17 protein-coding genes are annotated in these 18,941 nt (G+C 59.8%); 8 read left to right on the top strand and 9 right to left on the bottom strand.

Annotated elements, in window-relative coordinates:
- Nucleotides 1-38 precede the first annotated feature (38 nt).
- Nucleotides 39-1,136 carry a carboxynorspermidine decarboxylase gene (gene nspC, locus O8B93_RS17130; RefSeq protein WP_269711122.1) on the bottom strand — a complete coding sequence of 366 codons (1,098 nt, stop codon included), beginning with the start codon at nucleotides 1,134-1,136 and terminating at the stop codon, nucleotides 39-41.
- Between the two features lie 283 nt (nucleotides 1,137-1,419).
- Between nspC and O8B93_RS17135 the strand changes: the two genes are divergently transcribed.
- From O8B93_RS17135 to galE, 3 genes are all read left to right on the top strand, one after another.
- Nucleotides 1,420-1,764: an ElaB/YgaM/YqjD family protein gene (locus O8B93_RS17135; protein ID WP_269711123.1), complete on the top strand. Its 345-nt coding sequence runs from the start codon at nucleotides 1,420-1,422 to the stop codon at nucleotides 1,762-1,764.
- Between the two features lie 10 nt (nucleotides 1,765-1,774).
- Nucleotides 1,775-2,212 carry a hypothetical protein gene (locus O8B93_RS17140; protein WP_269711124.1) on the top strand — a complete coding sequence of 146 codons (438 nt, stop codon included), beginning with the start codon at nucleotides 1,775-1,777 and terminating at the stop codon, nucleotides 2,210-2,212.
- 171 nt (nucleotides 2,213-2,383) lie between these two features.
- Nucleotides 2,384-3,367 carry a UDP-glucose 4-epimerase GalE gene (gene galE / locus O8B93_RS17145; protein WP_269711125.1) on the top strand — a complete coding sequence of 328 codons (984 nt, stop codon included), beginning with the start codon at nucleotides 2,384-2,386 and terminating at the stop codon, nucleotides 3,365-3,367.
- 101 nt (nucleotides 3,368-3,468) lie between these two features.
- On the opposite strand, the gene O8B93_RS17150 is transcribed toward galE, so the two are convergent.
- Nucleotides 3,469-4,044, bottom strand: a complete 576-nt coding sequence (locus O8B93_RS17150) for a PRC-barrel domain-containing protein (protein ID WP_269711126.1) — start codon at nucleotides 4,042-4,044, stop codon at nucleotides 3,469-3,471.
- 236 nt (nucleotides 4,045-4,280) lie between these two features.
- On the opposite strand from O8B93_RS17150, the gene O8B93_RS17155 reads away from it, so the two are divergent.
- Entirely contained in the window at nucleotides 4,281-5,999 is a 1,719-nt protein-coding gene (locus tag O8B93_RS17155; RefSeq protein ID WP_269711127.1) for a sensor histidine kinase, read from the top strand.
- Between the two features lie 256 nt (nucleotides 6,000-6,255).
- On the opposite strand, the gene O8B93_RS17160 is transcribed toward O8B93_RS17155, so the two are convergent.
- Nucleotides 6,256-7,245: a sensor histidine kinase gene (locus O8B93_RS17160; RefSeq protein ID WP_269711128.1), complete on the bottom strand. Its 990-nt coding sequence runs from the start codon at nucleotides 7,243-7,245 to the stop codon at nucleotides 6,256-6,258.
- A 95-nt stretch (nucleotides 7,246-7,340) separates the two neighbouring features.
- Nucleotides 7,341-8,135 (bottom strand): response regulator, encoded by a 795-nt coding sequence (locus tag O8B93_RS17165; RefSeq protein WP_065657312.1) that lies wholly within the window; start codon nucleotides 8,133-8,135, stop codon nucleotides 7,341-7,343.
- Nucleotides 8,136-8,273: 138 nt separating this feature from the next.
- Here O8B93_RS17165 and O8B93_RS17170 point away from each other — a divergent pair, with 138 nt between their 5' ends.
- Complete coding sequence (locus O8B93_RS17170; RefSeq protein ID WP_269711129.1) at nucleotides 8,274-8,480, top strand: NepR family anti-sigma factor; 207 nt, start codon at nucleotides 8,274-8,276, stop codon at nucleotides 8,478-8,480.
- Entirely contained in the window at nucleotides 8,480-9,046 is a 567-nt protein-coding gene (locus O8B93_RS17175) for an RNA polymerase sigma factor (RefSeq protein ID WP_269711130.1), read from the top strand. Before O8B93_RS17170 ends, O8B93_RS17175 begins: the two co-directional genes overlap by 1 nt.
- Nucleotides 9,047-9,112: 66 nt before the next feature.
- Here O8B93_RS17175 and O8B93_RS17180 read toward each other — a convergent pair whose 3' ends face one another.
- Nucleotides 9,113-9,583 carry an Lrp/AsnC family transcriptional regulator gene (locus tag O8B93_RS17180; RefSeq protein WP_269711131.1) on the bottom strand — a complete coding sequence of 157 codons (471 nt, stop codon included), beginning with the start codon at nucleotides 9,581-9,583 and terminating at the stop codon, nucleotides 9,113-9,115.
- A 175-nt stretch (nucleotides 9,584-9,758) separates the two neighbouring features.
- On the opposite strand from O8B93_RS17180, the gene putA reads away from it, so the two are divergent.
- On the top strand, nucleotides 9,759-13,433 hold the full coding sequence (gene putA / locus O8B93_RS17185) for a trifunctional transcriptional regulator/proline dehydrogenase/L-glutamate gamma-semialdehyde dehydrogenase (RefSeq protein WP_269711132.1): 3,675 nt from the start codon (nucleotides 9,759-9,761) through the stop codon (nucleotides 13,431-13,433).
- A 38-nt stretch (nucleotides 13,434-13,471) separates the two neighbouring features.
- Here putA and O8B93_RS17190 read toward each other — a convergent pair whose 3' ends face one another.
- From O8B93_RS17190 to amaB, 4 genes are all read right to left on the bottom strand, one after another.
- A complete protein-coding gene (locus O8B93_RS17190) occupies nucleotides 13,472-14,302 on the bottom strand; it encodes an ABC transporter ATP-binding protein (RefSeq protein WP_092773063.1) in 831 nt (276 codons plus the stop codon).
- Nucleotides 14,303-14,310: 8 nt separating this feature from the next.
- Nucleotides 14,311-15,093: an ABC transporter permease subunit gene (locus O8B93_RS17195; RefSeq protein WP_405049069.1), complete on the bottom strand. Its 783-nt coding sequence runs from the start codon at nucleotides 15,091-15,093 to the stop codon at nucleotides 14,311-14,313.
- Between the two features lie 20 nt (nucleotides 15,094-15,113).
- Nucleotides 15,114-16,067, bottom strand: coding sequence for an aliphatic sulfonate ABC transporter substrate-binding protein (locus O8B93_RS17200; RefSeq protein ID WP_269711133.1), 954 nt, complete (start codon nucleotides 16,065-16,067; stop codon nucleotides 15,114-15,116).
- Nucleotides 16,068-16,296: 229 nt separating this feature from the next.
- Nucleotides 16,297-17,826: an L-piperidine-6-carboxylate dehydrogenase gene (amaB, locus tag O8B93_RS17205; RefSeq protein WP_269711134.1), complete on the bottom strand. Its 1,530-nt coding sequence runs from the start codon at nucleotides 17,824-17,826 to the stop codon at nucleotides 16,297-16,299.
- 212 nt (nucleotides 17,827-18,038) lie between these two features.
- On the opposite strand from amaB, the gene O8B93_RS17210 reads away from it, so the two are divergent.
- Nucleotides 18,039-18,941, top strand: coding sequence for a LysR family transcriptional regulator (locus O8B93_RS17210; RefSeq protein ID WP_269711135.1), 903 nt, complete (start codon nucleotides 18,039-18,041; stop codon nucleotides 18,939-18,941).

Here is an 18,941-nt window from a genome sequence, read left to right on the forward strand (position 1 = left end):
CCCGCAGGGATAAGCTTCGTTGGATGTTGAAACAGGGTTTAAGACAGGCTTTGCTCGAAATCGGCAAAGTCGAATTCACGAACGGCACGCACGGAGCCGTCCAGTTCCTTGATGGCGATCGCCGGCATCTTCACGCCGTTGAACCAGTTTTTCTTGACCATGGTGTAACCGGCCGCATCCTGAAAGGAGATGCGGTCTCCTACCTTCAGCTCCTTGTCGAAGCGGAAATCGCCGAAAATATCGCCGGCGAGGCAGGATTTGCCGCAGACCATGTATGGATGTTCGCCCTCATTCGGCGAAACCTTGGCGGTTTCGCGGTAGATCAAGAGATCGAGCATATGCGCTTCGATGGAGCTGTCGACGATGGCGAGGTTCTTGCCGTTGAACAGCGTGTCGAGAACCGTCACTTCCAGCGTCGTGCTCCTGGTGATCGAGGCTTCGCCCGGCTCCAGATAGACCTGCACGCCATATTTCTCGGAGAAAGCGCGCAGACGGTCGCAGAACTGGTCGAGCGGGTAATTGTCACCAGTGAAATGAATGCCGCCACCGAGGCTCACCCATTCGGCACGCGACAGCAGCGATCCGAATTTCTCTTCGATCTGCGTCAGCATGCGGTCAAACAGCGAGAAATCACCGTTTTCGCAATTGTTGTGGATCATGAAACCGGAAATACGGTCCATGACTTTGTCGACCTTGGCGACGTCCCATTCACCAAGACGGCTGAACGGGCGCGCGGGGTCGGCAAGATCGAAGCTTGAGGAGCTGACCTGCGGATTGAGACGCAGACCACGGGTGATGCCCGATGCTTTCTCTGCAAAACGCTCCAACTGACCGATCGAATTGAAGATGATCTTGTCGGCATTCGCAATCACCTCGTCGATTTCGTAATCGGCATAGGCGACGGAATAGGCGTGCGTTTCACCACCGAATTTCTCGCGGCCGAGACGCACTTCGTAGAGTGAAGACGAGGTGGTGCCGTCCATATATTGCGACATGAAATCGAACACCGACCACGTGGCGAAGCACTTCAACGCCAGGAGCGCCTTGGCGCCGGATTTTTCCCGCACATAGGCAATCTTCTCCATGTTGCGAAGAAGTTCTGTCTTGTCGATGAGGTAATAGGGCGTCTGCAGCATGTCGTTTCACATATTGATTGAAGTCAAGGTCGGTCTTGGATGATGGGCCTTATATGATGCTTGTGACAGGAAAACAAATGTCCGGGGTCGAATTCCTCGAAAATCGCCCCCGACCGGAAATGCCGGTGAAGAAAACACATGGTAGCGCGGAACCAAGCCGGCATGGGCGCGTTTGAATGGCGGACAGGCGGGTGTTTCGTCCGCCGAAACGAAGGTTCACGAACGGCGGCGATCGATTGACATGCCCTCGTTCCATCAACGATGTTCAGGAAGGACTTCCCTTATGGCAAGCGTGCGTAGCAGCGTTAACGACAAGATCCAGCAATCCCTCGAAAACGGTGATGCAGCCGATGTGGCGGCACAGCTCGCCCAGCTTCGCGAAGATCTGGCAAATCTTGCCAAGAGCGTGAAGGCGCTCGGTGTCGGAGCGTCGCACGAGTTGAAGGCACAGGCTGCCCGCGTCGCCGATGACGCGCTCACCGCGTCCGGTGAGATGGCTGACAGCGTTCGCAATGAAATTTCCACGCTGAACGACAACCTGACCGACCAGGTTCAGAAGAACCCGCTGCAGTCGCTCGGCATCGCCGTCGGCGTTGGTTTCGTGCTCGCCCTTCTGACGCGTCGATAAGGCAGCGCTCATGCTTGAAGCATTGCTGGTCTATCTGGGGGAGACCCAGCGTGAAGGGCGTGTCGTCACACGGCGATTGCGCTCGACCATAATCCTGTCGGTCCTGACCGCGATCTTCTTCCTGATCGCCTTCATCGCCGCCGTGGTGGCGGGGTCGACCTATCTCGCCAAACATGTGGGCGCAGGCCCTGCGGCGCTTGTCGTTGCCGGCTCTGCCTTCCTGCTCGGCGTCATCATGCTGGTGGCGCTCACCATCGTCAAACGACCAAGAGTATATGCGGCAAGGCCGACCGTAGCGCCGTTGACGGCGGCACCGCTTGCCGCTGCCCCCCTCGCCCTGCAATCGCTCCTGACGCTGGCCATTCAGGCGCGTCCCTATGCGACGCTCGCCGTGGCTGTCGCAGCCGGTTTTCTGGCCACGAGGGTCGGCACCAAAAAGACCAAGTAATTTCTTGGCGACACACAAAGGCAAACCGCGCATCCAAACCATGGATGCGCGGTTTTTTTTATGTTACCGGCGAAGGATAGATTGGCTAATGGCATCCTGCGCCACGCCGCCCTTATTTGAACAAAGTGACATACAGTCTCGGCGCGTCCGTAATTTTCTGAAAGGCAATTGATGAAGAAGAAAGTCCTTGTCGTCGGCGGTGCCGGCTATATCGGTTCACACACCTGCCTTCTCCTGTCAGAACGAGGATATGAACCGGTTGTTTTCGACAATCTATCGAACGGGCATGAGGAATTCGTCCGCTGGGGGCCTTTCGAACAGGGCGATATTCGCGACCGGGCGCGGCTGGACGAGGTCTTCGCCAAACACCAGCCGGAAGCCGTCCTCCACTTCGCCGCGCTGATCGAAGTCGGCGAATCGGTCAAGCAGCCGGTCGCCTTTTACGACAATAACGTCATCGGTTCGCTCAACCTGCTTTCCGCCGCCATCGATGCCGGCGTCACCTCATTCGTTTTCTCCTCCACCTGCGCGACCTACGGATTGCCGGAACAGGTGCCGATCGACGAAACACATCGGCAGTCGCCCATCAATCCCTATGGCCGCACCAAATGGGTGGTGGAACAGGCGCTGAAGGATTACAGCACCTATAAGGGGCTGCGCTCGGTGATGCTGCGTTATTTCAACGCTGCGGGTGCGGATTTCGAAGGCCGCATCGGCGAATGGCACAAGCCGGAAACCCACGCGATCCCGCTCGCCATCGAGGCGGCACTCGGCCGGCGTCAGGGTTTCAAGGTGTTCGGCACGGATTACGACACACGCGACGGCACCTGCGTGCGCGACTATATCCACATTCTCGACCTTGCCGATGCGCATGTGCGGGCCGTGGATTATCTGCTGGATGGTGGCGAGACTGTCGAGCTTAACCTCGGCACCGGCACCGGCACCACGGTAAAGGAGCTGCTGGCGGCAATTTCCGAAGTCTCCGGCCGCCCCTTCCCCGTTGAATATACCGGGCGGCGCGATGGCGATTCCACCACCCTCGTTGCCAATAACGACAAGGCCAGAGAGGTTCTCGGCTGGGAACCGCGTTATTCCCTCGCGGATATCATCAAATCCGCCTGGGCGTGGCATTCCTCCCGCAATGCCGGGGACTGAACAGACTTAAGCAACACAAAAAAGCACCGGCCAGTTGGCCGGTGCCTTTCGCGGGACGGCTTGTCGAAGTCTGTCCCGCTCCTGCCTCCCAGGTATGGAAATTAAGGCTTGGTTGCCGATGTGGTCGTGCTGTCGGGGGCGGCCGGCATTGCAGCATTCTTTTCGCCGGCCTTCTGTTCCAGCGTCTTGAATTCCGGCGCTGCCTTCAGCGTTTCCGCCGTTTCGGTCGTGGTCAGGCGGATGGTGCCGTCCTGCGTGTTGCGCGTCATCGTGACCTTGTCCATGGGAACGGCCACATCCTTGGCGCCGATGCCGAGGAAGCCGCCGACGCCGATCACGGCTGCGACAAGACCGCCGTCTTGTTCCATGATGAGGTTGGTGACATTACCGATGCTCTCATCGGCGCCGGTATAAACGGATTTGCCGATGTAATCATTGGCGCTGACCTGATTTTCTCCCTGCTCGGTGATATAAGCACCACCAGTGGTCGCTGCGGCGCTATCGGCCGCAGTCGGGGCAGCCGGTGTCATCGGCGTTGCAGAAGGGCTTGCCGGCTCGGTCTGAGCGCTCGGGTTTGCCGGTGCAGGCTGTGTGGTTCCCTGAGCGATGGCGAGCGGCGCGAAAGCAGTCGTACCCATCAGTGCTGCGGTAAAGATAGTCGCGAATTTCTTGGTCATTTTCGTACCTTCCTTTCATCGTTCTCAACTGGCCGGCGGTGATATTTCCTCCCGCTCCTCGACCGGTTCGATTGGCAAACGGCACGGTTGTGGAAATAGTTCCGATTTTTTCGATCACGGCTTTGGGAGATACCGTGAACCGCAGCAACCAAAGGTGAGAAATCAGCCATTGCTAACGGAGGACAGCGCGCTATTATTTCTACCGTAACAATGCCATAACTGCCGGAGTTTTTTATATGCCTCGACCCGGCAACAGACTGAAAGACATGATCTCGGCTTTGCGTCGGCGCAGCGCCAATTTTTTCCCGACGGCCTCCATCGGCACCTATCTGGTGGTGATGGCAACCGTCATTACGCTGCCGCTTATCCTTTTCGTCGGTTATCTGATGCTGCGCCTTGAGGCGGAAAAACGCGACGACCTGCAGCGGGAAACAATCGAGGATGTGCGGGTGGTCTCCCGCAACATCGACCGGCGCCTGCAGGAAATCGCCACGTCACTCAATCTGCTGTCGCAATTCCCCGAGCTTGAGAATGGCAATCTCGCGGCGTTTCAGGGGCGTGTTGCCGAAAGCCTGAAACGGGAGGGGCTCTACGCCCTTCTCGCCACCAAAGATGGTCAGCAGCGACTTAACACGCGTGTTCCCTACGGCCAGCCGCTGGGCAAGATCCCGGCCGAAGCAAATCTCGCCAAGGCGATTGAATCCCGCCGCATCACCGTCTCTGACCTGTTTTTTGGTTCCACCAGCAAGGAATGGGTATTCAACGTCACCATGCCACTCGATCCGGACCTCGGATCAGCCGGAGACGCGTTGATCCTGACGCAGAATGCCAGTGATCTCAGCCGGCTTATTCCCACGGAAAACCTGCCGCGCCACTGGGCGGTCGCAATCATCGACGGCACCAACCGCGTGGTCGTTTCCAGTGCGCAGGATGAGGCGGAGGTGGGCAAGCCCTTTATCAACCCCGACATACTTTCGGAAATGCAGGCCTTCAGCGGCAATTTTTTCGACGGCAAGGGCAATCTCTACGCCTATGCGCAGCTGCCGGGCTGGCAATGGAAAACCGTGATGTGGGGACCGCTTGCCGCGAGCCAGGCGGCGCTGATCGACACATGGCGGCAGATGATGATCGGCAGCTTCGTGCTGGTGCTGATTGCCATCGGCGGCGCCTATCTGGTCGGCCGGCAATTGCGCAGCTCCATCCGCGATCTGACCCACATGGCCGAACGCATCGGCGAAGGCGAGATCGTGGCCCCCGTCGATACCAAGATAAAGGAGGCCAACCAGGTCGCCATCGCCCTCTCCAACGCCTCCTTCGACAGAAGCCAGTCGGAAGAGCGGTTGCAGCTGCTGCTGCACGAACTGGTACACCGCTCGAAGAACATTCTGACCCTGGTTCAGGCAATGATACGGCAGCTGGGTCGGGAAAATAAAAGCATTCCGGAATTCCAGAAGGAGGTGGACCACCGCCTGCGCGGCCTTGGAATGTCGATCCGGGCTCTTGCGGAAGTTCAATGGCAGGGTCTCCCGATCCGCAAGCTGATCGAGACCCATCTCGATGTTTTCGGCACGGTCGTGGAGCGCTTCAGGCTGGAGGGTGACGATTTCATGCTGTCACCGGAAGCGGCGCAGAACTTCGGGCTCGTGGTGCATGAGTTGACGACGAACTCCATCAAATATGGCGCACTTTCGGTACCGCCAGGAAAAATAACAGTAAGCTGGAAAGCGCTCGAAAAAGACGGTCGGGAGATGCTCCATCTGATCTGGACGGAGACCGGCGGGCCGCCCGCAACCGAGCCGAGCCGGAAGGGCTTCGGCACCACCGTCATCAAACGCCATGCGGAAGGCGCCTTCGGCGGGAACGTCACAACGGACTATCGCGAGACCGGCTTCGAATGGTCGCTGGAAGCGCCGCTGCGCTATTTCATCCCCAAGCGACCCGAGCAGACACACTGAGACGTCGTCCGAGCAGCGAAAATTTGGCCATTGTCAAAAAAAATACATTTTGTCGGAACCGAATGCGGCGGCGTGCATTTTTACTGCAGGCCAAGCAATTCCCCCGTCCCCGCCTGAAGCTTGGCTTGATATAAACGGGTTTCACCCCTGAAAACCCGTCATAAAAATAGCACGGCTCTCTTATGGGCCGTGCTTTTTTGTTGCGGCCGCTAGCACGGAAACGGCCGCTCTGCCTCATCCACGCCCTGCACCCTTCTCAGGAGGCGGCACCGTCACCCGAAGGGAATTTCAGGCGGTAGACGATCCGCTCCGGTGTCAGCTGGTATTCGGCACTGCCGCCGAGAGCGGAAGGCACTACCTTTTCCAGCACAACGCTGCCGAAACTGCCGCGCCTGGCCTCCGCCGGTTCCTTCGATGGCATCATCGGCTCGTTCCACTCGACGATATAAAAATCACCATCCTGTCGACACTGAAGAGAGATCGGCGGGTGATAGGCGAGATTGCCACTGTGGCTGACGGTGTTGACGACCAGCTCATGGAAGGCGAGCCCGATATAAAGCGCGCCATTCGGGTTGAGCAGCAGGTTTTCGCCTTCCATATGCATGAGGTTCGGATACTCAGGCACATAAAGATCGAATTGCTGCCGCAAAAGCTCGAATATGCGTGCACCGCGCCAGTCCGAATCCGTGATCAGATCCTGGCTCTGGGCAAGGGCATGCAGCCGGCCGCGAAACTTGCGCAGGAAATCATCCTTGGTGAGGCTGAAACGGGCAGTCTGACCGGCAAGGCTCTGGATGATCGCCAGAAGATTCTTGGAGCGGTGGCTGACCTCGCGCAGCAGCGAGCGCAGAAGCTGCTCCCGCCGCCTCTCCGCCGTTACCTCCCGGATGGTGGTCTTCATCACCATCTGGTTCGACTGGTTGAAAGTGGAGTGGACCTGAAACTGGAAGACGCGGTCATTGCCGGCATTGACTTCCAGCATGCCGCGGCTGCCTGCCGTGTTCATGTCCTTCTTGAGCTCAGCCAGCCGGAGGGAGAGGTCGTTGCCGAACAGATTTTCATCGGTCGGGTGCGAATCCACCGGAAGTTTCCAGACATCCGGCAGATTGGCCACGAATATATAGTCGCGGTTCCAGTCCTGCAGCATGACCGTCTCGCCCGAATCGAGCAAGGCAAGGACAAGCGAATCGTGAAGTTCGCTTTCGTCCCTCTCCGCGTTATGCCATGCCAGCCGATGCAAATTCATCTCCTTGCAGAAAGCCGCGGGAAAGCCCCACGACCGTAACCGCCAACGCCCGGGCACCACACTGGTTCCCAGTCATTCCACGGTTTCGGCAAAATTCACGCCGCGACGCGTGAGCTTTCGTTGAAAAACAGGGCCTGGCTGATAAGCGCTTTTACCATGTCCGGATTGAACGGCTTCGTCACGAGGAAGGTCGGCTCCGGTCGCTCGCCTGTCAAAAGACGCTCGGGAAAGGCCGTGATAAAGATCACCGGCAGGGTGGTCATCTGCAGGATATCCTTCATCGCGTCGAGACCGGAGCTGCCATCGGCGAGCTGGATATCGGCAAGGATCATCTTGGGCTGGGTGCGATGGAAGAGATCGAGCGCTTCCGTATGGGTGCGGGCGATGCCCGTGACACGATGGCCGAGATCGGTAACCATCTGCTCGATATCCATGGCAATCAGAGGTTCGTCCTCGATGATCATGATATCGGTCGCCACCTGCCGGGCGATTTCAGAAGCCGCCTCGTCGATCAGTTTGCCGACCTGGTCTTCGGACACCTTCAGAACCTCTGCGGTTTCCGATGGCGTGAACTCTTCCACCGTCGTCAAAAGGAAAGCCTGACGGGCCAGTGCCGGCACCGCGGAGAGGTTAGCGGAGGCGCGTTTTTCCCATCCCGACAGGTTTTCGTCGGTCTTAATATTGATCGTGACGGAACTAAAGATCGATACGAACAATTGATAGAGCGAAACGCGATCGCCGCTTGTCTGCGGAAAAATGCTGATATCGGCGATCAGGGCTTCGAGTGTTGCCGCAACATAGGCATCGCCCGTCGATTGTGAGCCGCAAACGGCACGCGCGAACCTGCGCAGATATGGCAGGTGCGGTGCGATGCGTGTAGAAACTGACATGGAATTCTCCCCTTTCATGCGGTCTGCAGCGCAAACCCGAGATAGCAACGTGCGCATCGCAAAAAAAGTTCCGGACCGCCGGAACTATTTTTTTCACCGCGCATTCTTTGTCACGACGAAAAAGGAATACCGGACGTTATGAGCATGTTTCAATCGGACCAAGATCAGCCGGACAATTCGGCGCCCCCCCAGGTTCCACATTCCGGGCGGGCGGTGATTTCCCGTAAGCTCAGAGAGCTTTATGATGCCGTTCAGGACGAAGGCATCCCTGACAAATTCCTCGACCTTCTCGAAAAACTCGATGAAGCCGAAAGCAGAGCCAAAATGAAGGCTTCGGAGGAATGATGGCGAAAGAGCCGGAGCAGACAGAATACAATTTCAAGCGGGAAATGCTGACGGCGCTGCCGAACCTGCGCGCCTTCGCTATTTCGCTCATCCGTTCGAGGGACCGTGCAGACGACCTCGTGCAGGACACGATCATGAAGGCCTGGGCGAAACAGGACAGTTTTCAGCCCGGCACCAATATGCGGGCATGGCTGGTGACGATCCTGCGCAACGAGTTCTACAGCCAGATTCGCAAATCCGGCCGTGAAGTGCAGGATACGGACGGGGTTTACACCTCGCGTCTCTCGGTGCCGCCGGAACAGCATGGCTCCGTCGACCTTCAGGATTTCCGCGCAGCACTCGCCAAACTGCCCGACGACCAGCGCGAAGCCATCCTGCTGATCGGCGCCTCGGGTTTTGCCTATGAGGAAGCCGCCGAGATTTGCGGTTGCCCGGTGGGCACAATCAAGAGCCGTGTGAGCCGCGCAAGGCTGCGCCTGCAGGAACTTCTTGGAATCGAGAACGAAAACGAATTCGGTCCGGATGCGCAGATGAGCGCGGTTACCGCCGCCGCCACGGTGCGCTAAAGGAACGAAATTGGAATGACAATGAACGGGCAGGCTCGCGTCTGCCCGTTTTTTCATATCCGCTTTTCAAATACCCGTTTCCTTGACCGACTGCATGACCACGAAGGTCGAGGTATTGGCGACGGATGGCAGGCTCGAGATTTTTTCGCCAAGCACCCTTCGGTACTTGCGGATGTCGCTGGTGCGCACCTTCAGGAGGTAATCAAAGGCGCCGGCGATCATGTGGCACTCCTCCACTTCCTTGATCTTGCGCACCGCCGTGTTGAATTCCTCCAGCGCCTTTTCCCGCGTGTCGGAGAGCTTCACTTCGGCGAAGGCGATGTGATCGACGCCGAGCTTCTGAGGATTGAGCATGGCCCGGAAGCCGAGAATATAGCCCTCATCCACCAGCCGCTTCAGCCGTGTCTGGCAGGGCGTCTTGGAAAGGCCGACCGTTTTTGAGAGTTGCAATACGGACATGCGCCCGTCTTCGCTAAGCGCCTCAAGAATTTTGAGATCGAAGTGATCCAGACCGTCTGTTTTTTTACTATTTGCCATGCGATTTTACGCCATTTTAGATTTATAAAAGTTCATATCGCCTGTTTTATCCTGAAAATAAGGCCATAGCAATTTTTGCGGCAATGATATTGTAGGCATCAGGATGACAAGCGGCGGGCGGAGGACACGCTGCCGCCGACGGTCTGTCTTCAACAGCGTTTTCAGGATTTTCAGAATGGCCGATGGTGCAAGCAACGCCGGTGTAGTGGCGAACGGTATCTTCCAGAATTTTGCGCCGCCGGTGCGCGAACAGAGCCTGCTGCGCAAGGCGATCACCGCCGCTTATCGCCGCCCGGAGGACGAGTGCCTGGTGCCGCTCCTTAAGGCGGCAACCGTGACGTCAGAACAGACGACCGCCATTAGCGCCACGGCACGCAAGCTGATCGAGGCGCTGCGCGCCAAGACCAAGGGCACCGGCGTCGAGGGGCTGGTGCAGGAATATTCGCTCTCCAGCCATGAAGGCGTGGCACTGATGTGCCTGGCCGAAGCGCTGCTGCGCATTCCCGACACCGCTACCCGTGATGCGCTGATCCGCGACAAGATCGCGCGCGGAGACTGGAAGTCGCATATTGGCGGCGGACGCTCGCTTTTCGTCAATGCCGCCACCTGGGGCCTTGTCATCACCGGCAAGCTGACCTCGACGGTCAATGACAGCGGCCTTTCGGCGGCGCTGACCAAGCTCATCGCCCGGGCCGGCGAACCCGTCATCCGTCGTGGCGTCGACATGGCAATGCGCATGATGGGCGAGCAATTCGTCACCGGCGAGACCATCGGCGAAGCGATCAAGCGCTCGAAGCCACTGGAGGAGCAGGGCTTCCAGTATTCTTACGACATGCTGGGCGAAGCCGCGACCACCGCAAAGGACGCCGAGCGTTATTACAAGGATTATGAAAACGCCATCCACGCCATCGGCAAGGCTTCCGCAGGACGCGGCATCTATGGCGGGCCGGGCATTTCCATCAAGCTTTCGGCGCTGCATCCACGCTACGCCCGCGCGCAGGCCGAGCGGGTGATGGCGGAGCTTCTGCCGCGCGTGAAATCGCTGATGCTGCTCAGCAAGACATACGATATCGGCCTCAATATCGATGCGGAAGAAGCCGACCGGCTGGAACTATCGCTCGATCTTCTCGAAGAACTGGCGCTGGACAAGGACCTTGCCGGCTGGAACGGCCTCGGTTTCGTGGTGCAGGCCTATGGCCGCCGCTGCCCGTTCGTTCTGGACTATATCATCGATCTCGCCCGCCGTTCGGGCCGCCGCATCATGGTGCGCCTCGTCAAGGGTGCTTATTGGGATGCGGAAATCAAGCGCGCGCAGGTGGAGGGGCTGGAAGACTTCCCGGTCTTCACCCGGAAAGTGCACACCGATGTCTCCTACATCGCCTGCGCCCGCAAGCTGCTCGACGCGCGCGACGTGATTTTCCCGCAATTTGCGACCCACAATGCGCAGTCCATGGCGACGATCTACCATCTCGCCGGCCCCGATTTCAAACTCGGCGACTACGAGTTCCAGTGCCTGCACGGCATGGGCGAACCGCTTTACAGCGAAGTCGTCGGCAAAAAGAAACTCGACCGCCCCTGCCGCTTCTACGCCCCGGTCGGCACCCATGAGACGCTGCTTGCCTATCTCGTCCGCCGCCTGCTGGAAAACGGCGCGAATTCCTCCTTCGTCAACCGTATTGCCGATCCGGCCGTTCCGGTGGATTCCCTGCTGGAAGACCCGGTCGCGGTGGTGAAGGCTTATCCCGTTCCCGGCGCTCGACACGACCGCATTGCCGCACCCGCCGGTCTCTTCGGCCCGGAACGGAAAAACTCCGCCGGCCTCGACCTCTCCAGTGAAACAACGCTCTCCGCCCTCAATAAAACCCTGAAGGCGGGTGCAGCAACGGAATGGAAGGCTGCCGCACCGCAGGCGGGCGGCCAGACGCGCCCGGTCCTGAACCCCGGCGACCACAGCGATATCGTCGGTCATGTGACCGAGCCGACGCAGGCAGATGTCGAAGCGGCCATGCAGCGGGCGGCGGCCTCAAACTGGCCTTCCACCCCCGTGGAAGAGCGCGCCGCTTGCCTGGAACGTGCGGCTGACGCCATGCAGGCCGAAATGCCTGCGCTGCTCGGGCTCATCATGCGCGAGGCGGGAAAATCCATGCCCAACGCCATTGCCGAAGTCCGCGAGGCGATCGACTTCCTGCGTTATTATGCGGCGGAAGCCCGCACGAATTTCAAGGCCGGCGAAACGCCGCTTGGCCCGGTCGTTTGCATCAGCCCTTGGAACTTCCCGCTTGCCATCTTCATAGGGCAGGTGACGGCAGCGCTTGTTGCCGGCAACCCGGTTCTGGCAAAACCCGCCGAGGAGACTCCGCTGATCGCCGCGCAGGGCGTGCGCCTGCTGCATGAGGCGGGCGTTCCGCAAGACGCCGTGCAGCTTCTGCCGGGCGACGGTAAGACGGGTGCGGCGCTGGTCGGCTCACCACTGACGGCGGGCGTGATGTTCACCGGCTCGACGGAGGTAGCGCGGCTCATTCAGGGCCAGCTTGCCGGCCGGGTTCTGGCCAATGGCCAGCCGGTGCCGTTGATTGCCGAAACCGGTGGCCAGAACGCCATGATCGTCGATTCCTCCGCGCTTGCCGAACAGGTTGTCGCCGATGTCATCGCGTCTGCGTTCGACAGTGCCGGACAGCGCTGCTCGGCACTGCGCATCCTCTGCCTGCAGGAAGATGTGGCGGACCGCACGCTGACCATGCTGAAAGGCGCGCTGCACGAATTGCGCATCGGCCGCACGGATCGACTTTCGGTCGATGTCGGCCCCGTCATCACCGCCGAGGCCAAGGGCATCATCGAAAAGCACATTGACGGCATGCGGTCGCTCGGCCACCGCATCGAGCAGATCGTGCTTACCGGGGAAACCGGCAAGGGCACATTCGTGCCGCCAACCATCATCGAGATGAAATCGCTCGCCGATCTGAAGCGCGAGGTCTTCGGGCCGGTGCTGCATGTCATCCGCTTCAAGCGCGACAATCTCGACCGGCTGATCGATGAGATCAACGCCACGGGCTACGGCCTGACCTTCGGCCTGCATACGCGTCTCGACGATACGATCCAGCATGTCCTCTCCCGCGTCGCGGCCGGCAATCTTTATGTGAACCGCAACATCATCGGCGCGGTGGTCGGTGTGCAGCCCTTTGGCGGGCGCGGCCTTTCCGGCACCGGCCCCAAGGCCGGCGGCCCGCTTTATCTCGGACGCATGACGGAGAAAGCGCCGAAGATCGACCGCATCGCCAGCCAGCAGGATCAGGCCGCGGTCGATCTTGCGCGCTGGCTGGATGAAAATGGTCAGACCGTCGCGGCAGAAGCCGCGCGCCAGGCGGCTGCGCTTTCCGGCCTCGGCTTCGAGACCGAGCTGGCAGGCCCGGTTGGCGAGCGCAATGTCTATGCGCTGCATCCGCGCGGCAAGGTCCTGCTGGTGCCGGCAACCGAGCAAGGGCTTTACCGTCAGCTTGCGGCAGCGCTTTCCACCGGAAACTCGGTTGTCATCGACAATGCTTCGGGACTGGAAAAGGCGATCTACGGACTGCCGGCAAGCGTCACCTCGCGCATCGTCTGGGCGGATGACTGGGAAAAATCGGCACCCTTCGCCGGCGCGCTGGTCGAGGGCGATGCCGATCGCGTGATTGCGATCAACAGGAAGATCGCCGCCCTGCCCGGACCGCTGGTTCTGGTTCAGGCAGCCACGACGGACGCACTTTCCGGCGAAAGCCAGCCTTACATTCTCGACTGGCTGGTGGAAGAGGTCTCCGTCAGCGTCAACACCACCGCCGCCGGCGGCAATGCCAGCCTGATGAGCATTGGCTAAAACATGGTCCCGGCAGGGTCTCGGCCCTGCCGCACCACCTATTGTCCGGTAATCTCGCCACGGCCGAAGAGCTGGTTCAGAACCTGTTCTTCCAGCCTTGCGAATTCCGGCGTGCCATGGCGGCGCGGGCGTGGCAGCTTCACATCGAGATCGAGCGCGATGCGCCCCTCATCGATGACGACGATGCGATCGGCAAGCGCCACGGCTTCCGACACATCATGGGTGACGAGCACGGCGGTGAATTTCTGCTTGCGCCAGATACGCTCCAGCAAAAGCTGCATTTCGATGCGGGTCAGCGCATCGAGCGCGCCGAGCGGCTCGTCCAGTGCCAGGATCTGCGGATGGGCGACAAGAGCGCGGGCCAGCGCCACACGCTGCTTCTGGCCACCGGAGAGCACATAGGGCCATTCACCCGCCCGGTCCTTGAGACCGACCTCTTCGAGAATGCCGAGCGCCTGTTCCCTTGCCGCTTCGCCTTTGGCGATGCCGGTCAGTCCCACCGAAACGTTGTTTGCGATCCGCTCCCACGGCAGAAGGCGCGGCTCCTGAAACATCATGCGGGTGCGGTTCGATGGGTCTTTCGAGACGGTTCCGGTCGTCGGCGTGTCGAGACCGGCCAGAATGCGCAAAAGCGTGCTTTTGCCACAGCCGCTCTTGCCGATAACAGCCAGAAACTCGCCTTCCCGCACATCGAGATCGATGCCGCGCAGGACCGGCTTGTCGCCAAAGCTTTTCGTGACGTTGCGAAAGCTGAAGGCGACCTTGCCTTCAGCCGGTTTGGCACGGTGTTCGATCTTCGCCTCGGTTCCGGCCGGAAGGGATGGCAGGGCTTCGGGGCGTCTCAGCGTCGTCACATTACCGGTCGACATGGGTTACCTCAGACTTTCTTGAAGGCTGGATGCCATTGCAGGAAGATGCTTTCGAGGAAGCGGGCGAAACTGTCGGCGAGCTTGCCGAGAAGCGCATAGATGAGGATCGACAGCACAACGACATCGATCAGCAGGAATTCGCGCGCCTGCATGGCCATATAACCGAGGCCGGAGGACGAGGAGATGGTTTCCGCCACGATCAAGGTCAACCACATGATACCGAGCGCATAACGCAGGCCGGTGAAGATGGCCGGCAGCGCGCCGGGCAGGATCACCCGGCGAAACAGCGTGAAGGGCGACATGCCGTAGGTGCGGCCCATCTCCACCAGTTGCGGATCGACGCCCTGAATGCCGAGCAGCGTATTGATGTAAATCGGGAAGAATACGCCGAGCGCGACGAGGAAGAGCTTCGCTTCCTCGTCTATACCGAACCACAGGATGACGAGCGGAATGAGTGCCAGATGTGGGATATTGCGGATCATCTGCAGCGTCGTATCGGTGAAACTGCGGGAAAATCTCGACAGGCCATTGGCGAGCCCGAAGATGAAGCCGATGGAGCCGCCGATGGCAAAGCCGGCCAGTGCACGGGCGGAACTGACGCCGATATTGGCGATAAGCTCACCCGAGAGCAGAAGCCGCCAGAAGGCTTCCGCGACAGCAGAGGGGGCCGGCAACACATTGGCGGAAATCAGGCCGACACGCGCCGCCACTTCCCATCCTGCAAGGATGAGGGCGGGAAGCAGCCAGCCGGTGACAGCACCACCTATCTCGATACGCTTTCCAGTGCTCACGGGATCCCCTCCGGTCCGGTTCAGTTGGTCGCGCCCGACCAGACGGCATCCTTGATGCTGATCTGTTTCGGGATGAGGCCAAGGCGATAGAAGCGGTCGGCGGTTTCCTGCTGGCTGGCGACGATCTTGTCGTCGATCCTGGTGATGCCGAATTCCGAGCGGTTGGCGGCGAGCGTCTGTGCCTCCAGCGGAACGCCCGTCACCTCATGCAGCGCGGCGGCAACCTTGTCGCGGTTTGCGGCAGACCATTTTGCCGCTTCGCCCAGCGCACCGACGGTGGTGTTGATCGTATCCGCGTGGGATTTGGCATAGTCGCGATTGGCGAGGAAATAGGTGCTGACATCGAGAACATCGCTGGTGCGAGCAAGCGTCACCGGCTTGTAGCGGGTTTCGGCAATCGCGTAGAACGGATCCCAGACGGCCCAGGCATCGATCTTGTCGCTGGCGAAAGCGGCCGCGGCATCGGCCGGGCTGAGATAGGTCACCTCGATATCACTGAGTTTCAGGCCGTTTTTCTCCAGCGCCGCAACCAGCAGATTATGGGCACTGGTGCCCTTGCCGACACCGACCTTCTTGCCCTTGAGATCGGCAACCGACTTGATGCCGCTTTCAGGCTTGGTGAAGATCGCCTCGCCCTTGCCGTTCGAAGGAAGCGCCGCGACATAGACAATGGCCGAACCCGCCGCCTGTCCGAAAATCGGCGGCGCGTCACCTGTCCAGCCGACATTGATGGAACCGACATTCAGGGCCTCGACCAGTGGCGGGCCTGCCGTGAACTCCACCCAGGACACCTTCACGCCCTTGGCCTCGAGCGCCTTTTCGATGACGCCCTGCTGCCTTGCGATAACAGGCAGGCCGGTTTTCTGGTAACCGATCTTTAGTTCTTCCGCAGCCTGTGCGGCGAAGGCCAGAGTTGAAAAGGCGGCGGCGGCGAGAAGACCGGCGGAAAGGGCGCGTCGGGTCATGGCTGGCATTTCATCTCCTATCACCAGCCCCACTGGCCGGTCTGCGATATGGAGCAATGCTAGGGTTTTCAATAAAAACGATAGAGAGACAATAATTCAATATGACTGATATCGCGGGAATAAAATTCCGCCGCCATCGGGCTTTTCCGCAAATATTGGCGGCGGCTTATTTTCAGCCCCCAACGAAAACGCCGGCGCACAAGGCGCCAGCATATGCATCAATCGGGATATGATCGGCTTATTCGATATCGAAGGAAACGCCCTGCGCCAGCGGCAGCGCCTTGGAATAGTTGATGGTGTTGGTCGCCCGGCGCATATAGGCCTTCCAGGAATCCGAACCGGATTCACGGCCACCACCGGTTTCCTTTTCACCGCCGAAGGCGCCGCCGATTTCAGCACCCGATGTGCCGATATTGACGTTGGCGATGCCGCAATCCGAGCCCTCCGACGACAGGAACCGTTCCGATTCCTGCATGTCGCGGGTGAAAATCGATGAGGAAAGACCAGCGGCAACGGCGTTATGGGCGTCGATCGCCTGATCGAGATCGCTATATTTCATGACATAGAGGATCGGCGCGAAGGTTTCTTCCAGAACAGGGCCGACCTGCTTCGGCATTTCGACCAGTGCCGGCTTCACATAATAGGCATCTGCCGCACCCGTATCAACACGACCGCCGCCGTTCACCACGCCACCTGCCGCCTTGGCAGCTTCGAGCGCCTTTTGCATGCCGTCAAAGGCCGCCTTGTCGACCAGCGGGCCGACGAGTGCGGAGCTCTCCAGCGGATTGCCGACGGAAACGGAGGCGTAAGCCTTTTTCAGGCGTGGCACGAGTTCTTCATAAACGCTGTCATGCACGAAAAGGCGGCGAAGCGTGGTGCAGCGCTGGCCGGCGGTGCCCATGGCGCCGAAGGCGATGGCGCGCAGCGCCATGTCGAGATCGGCAGACGGGCAGACGATGCCGGCATTGTTGCCCCCGAGTTCCAGAATGGCGCGGGCGAAACGCTTGGCCAGGCGCGGGCCGACATCACGGCCCATGCGGGTGGAACCGGTGGCGGAGACGAGCGGCACCTTGGCATTGTCCACCATGGCTTCACCCACGGCGCGATCACCGATCAGCAGTTGCGACAGACCTTCCGGCGCATCGCCGAAGCGGGCGGCGGCGCGCTCGAAGATGCCCTGCACGGCAAGGGCGGTAAGTGGGGTCTTCTCCGAAGGCTTCCAGACCACCGAATTACCGCAGACGAGGGCAAGTGCGGCATTCCACGACCAGACGGCGACGGGGAAATTGAAGGCCGAGATGACACCGACGACGCCAAGCGGATGCCAGGTTTCCATCATGCGGTGGCCGGGACGTTCGGTGGCGATGGTGAGGCCGTAAAGCTGGCGGGACAGACCGACGGCGAAATCGCAAATATCGATCATCTCCTGCACTTCACCGAGGCCTTCGGACGGGATCTTGCCCGCCTCCAGCGACACGAGACGGCCGAGATCGGTCTTGAAGGCGCGCAGTTCTTCGCCCAGCAGGCGGATCAACTCACCACGACGGGGCGCCGGCACGTTACGCCAGGTCCTGAAGGCCGCATCAGCCTTGTCGACCACGGCTGCGACACCCTCTACCGACACGGTCTTGAGGCTGGCGATCTGCTCACCCGTGACAGGGCTGAAGGATGCCATGTCGCCGCCGATATAAAGATCGCGGGCAACACCCATCTTGTCGAGCAGAGCCGCGGCTTCCTGTTTCACATCAAGCTTCGTCATCGCATCCATATCCATCGTCCTTTTGGTTGAAAGGGGAGGAAAGGCCGTTTGGATACGGCGCTTTCAACTCCCGTCACTCATCTTTCCCCGAATTTTTCATTCGTTCTTTGAAACTGGGCCCGGCAACGCCGAAAACACCGTTCCATTCTTTCCCGTAATCATATATGGGCATAACAACCCTTTTCCAATGAGGAAAGCGGGTAAGTTGATGCGAGAATGGAATGGATCCGCGCAGAAGACTGGTTCCCGATATCGTCACCCTGCAGGCGTTTGAATGCGCGGCAAGGCACGGCAATTTTACCCGCGCGGCGGAAGAACTCAACCTCACACAGAGCGCTGTCAGCCGGCAGATCGGTGAGCTGGAGGCGCAGACGGGAATGCAGCTCTTCGAGCGCATCCGCCGGCGGGTCGTGCTTTCGGAAGCGGGGCGCAAGTTCCTGCCCGATGTGCGGCGCCTGTTGCAGCAATCCGAACAGTTGATGGTGCGGGCGGTTTCTGCCGGGACCTCCCATGCATCCCTTTCCGTTGCGACACTGCCAACCTTTGGCAGCCGCTGGCTGATGCCGCGCCTCTCCCGCTTCATCGATGCCAACCCTGATATGACGATCACGATCGGCTCGCGCTCGCATCCCTTCGATTTTGACGAGGAAGGCTTCGATCTCGCCATCCATTATGGCCAGCCAATCTGGGCACACGGCACCTGCACGTTCTTATGCAACGAGGTGATCGTGCCTGTCGCGAGCCCTACCCTGCTCCGCCGCGCTGGCGTGAACCGGACGCAGGATCTGGCCGGGCAACCGTTGCTGCATGTCACGACGCGGCCGAAACTCTGGACGGAATGGCTGGAAATGAACGGCGTGACGGCCGAAAATGCCTATCAGGGCAGCCGTTTCGACCAGTTTTCGATGATCATCGAGGCTGCGGCAAGCGGCATCGGTTTCGCCCTCCTGCCCAGATATCTCATCGAGGCGGAGCTTGCCTCCGGCCGCCTCGAAATCGTGTTCGACATCCCCCTGCAAACCGACAAGAGCTATTATGTCGCCCTGCCGGAAGGACGTCAGGACAACGCGCTTGCCCGCGCCTTTCAGGCATGGCTGCTCGATCAGGTCGGCAAGCCGGTCTAG

The sequence above is a fragment of the Martinezella rhizogenes genome (assembly GCF_027460065.1).
Classification (GTDB): domain Bacteria; phylum Pseudomonadota; class Alphaproteobacteria; order Rhizobiales; family Rhizobiaceae; genus Agrobacterium; species Agrobacterium rhizogenes_C.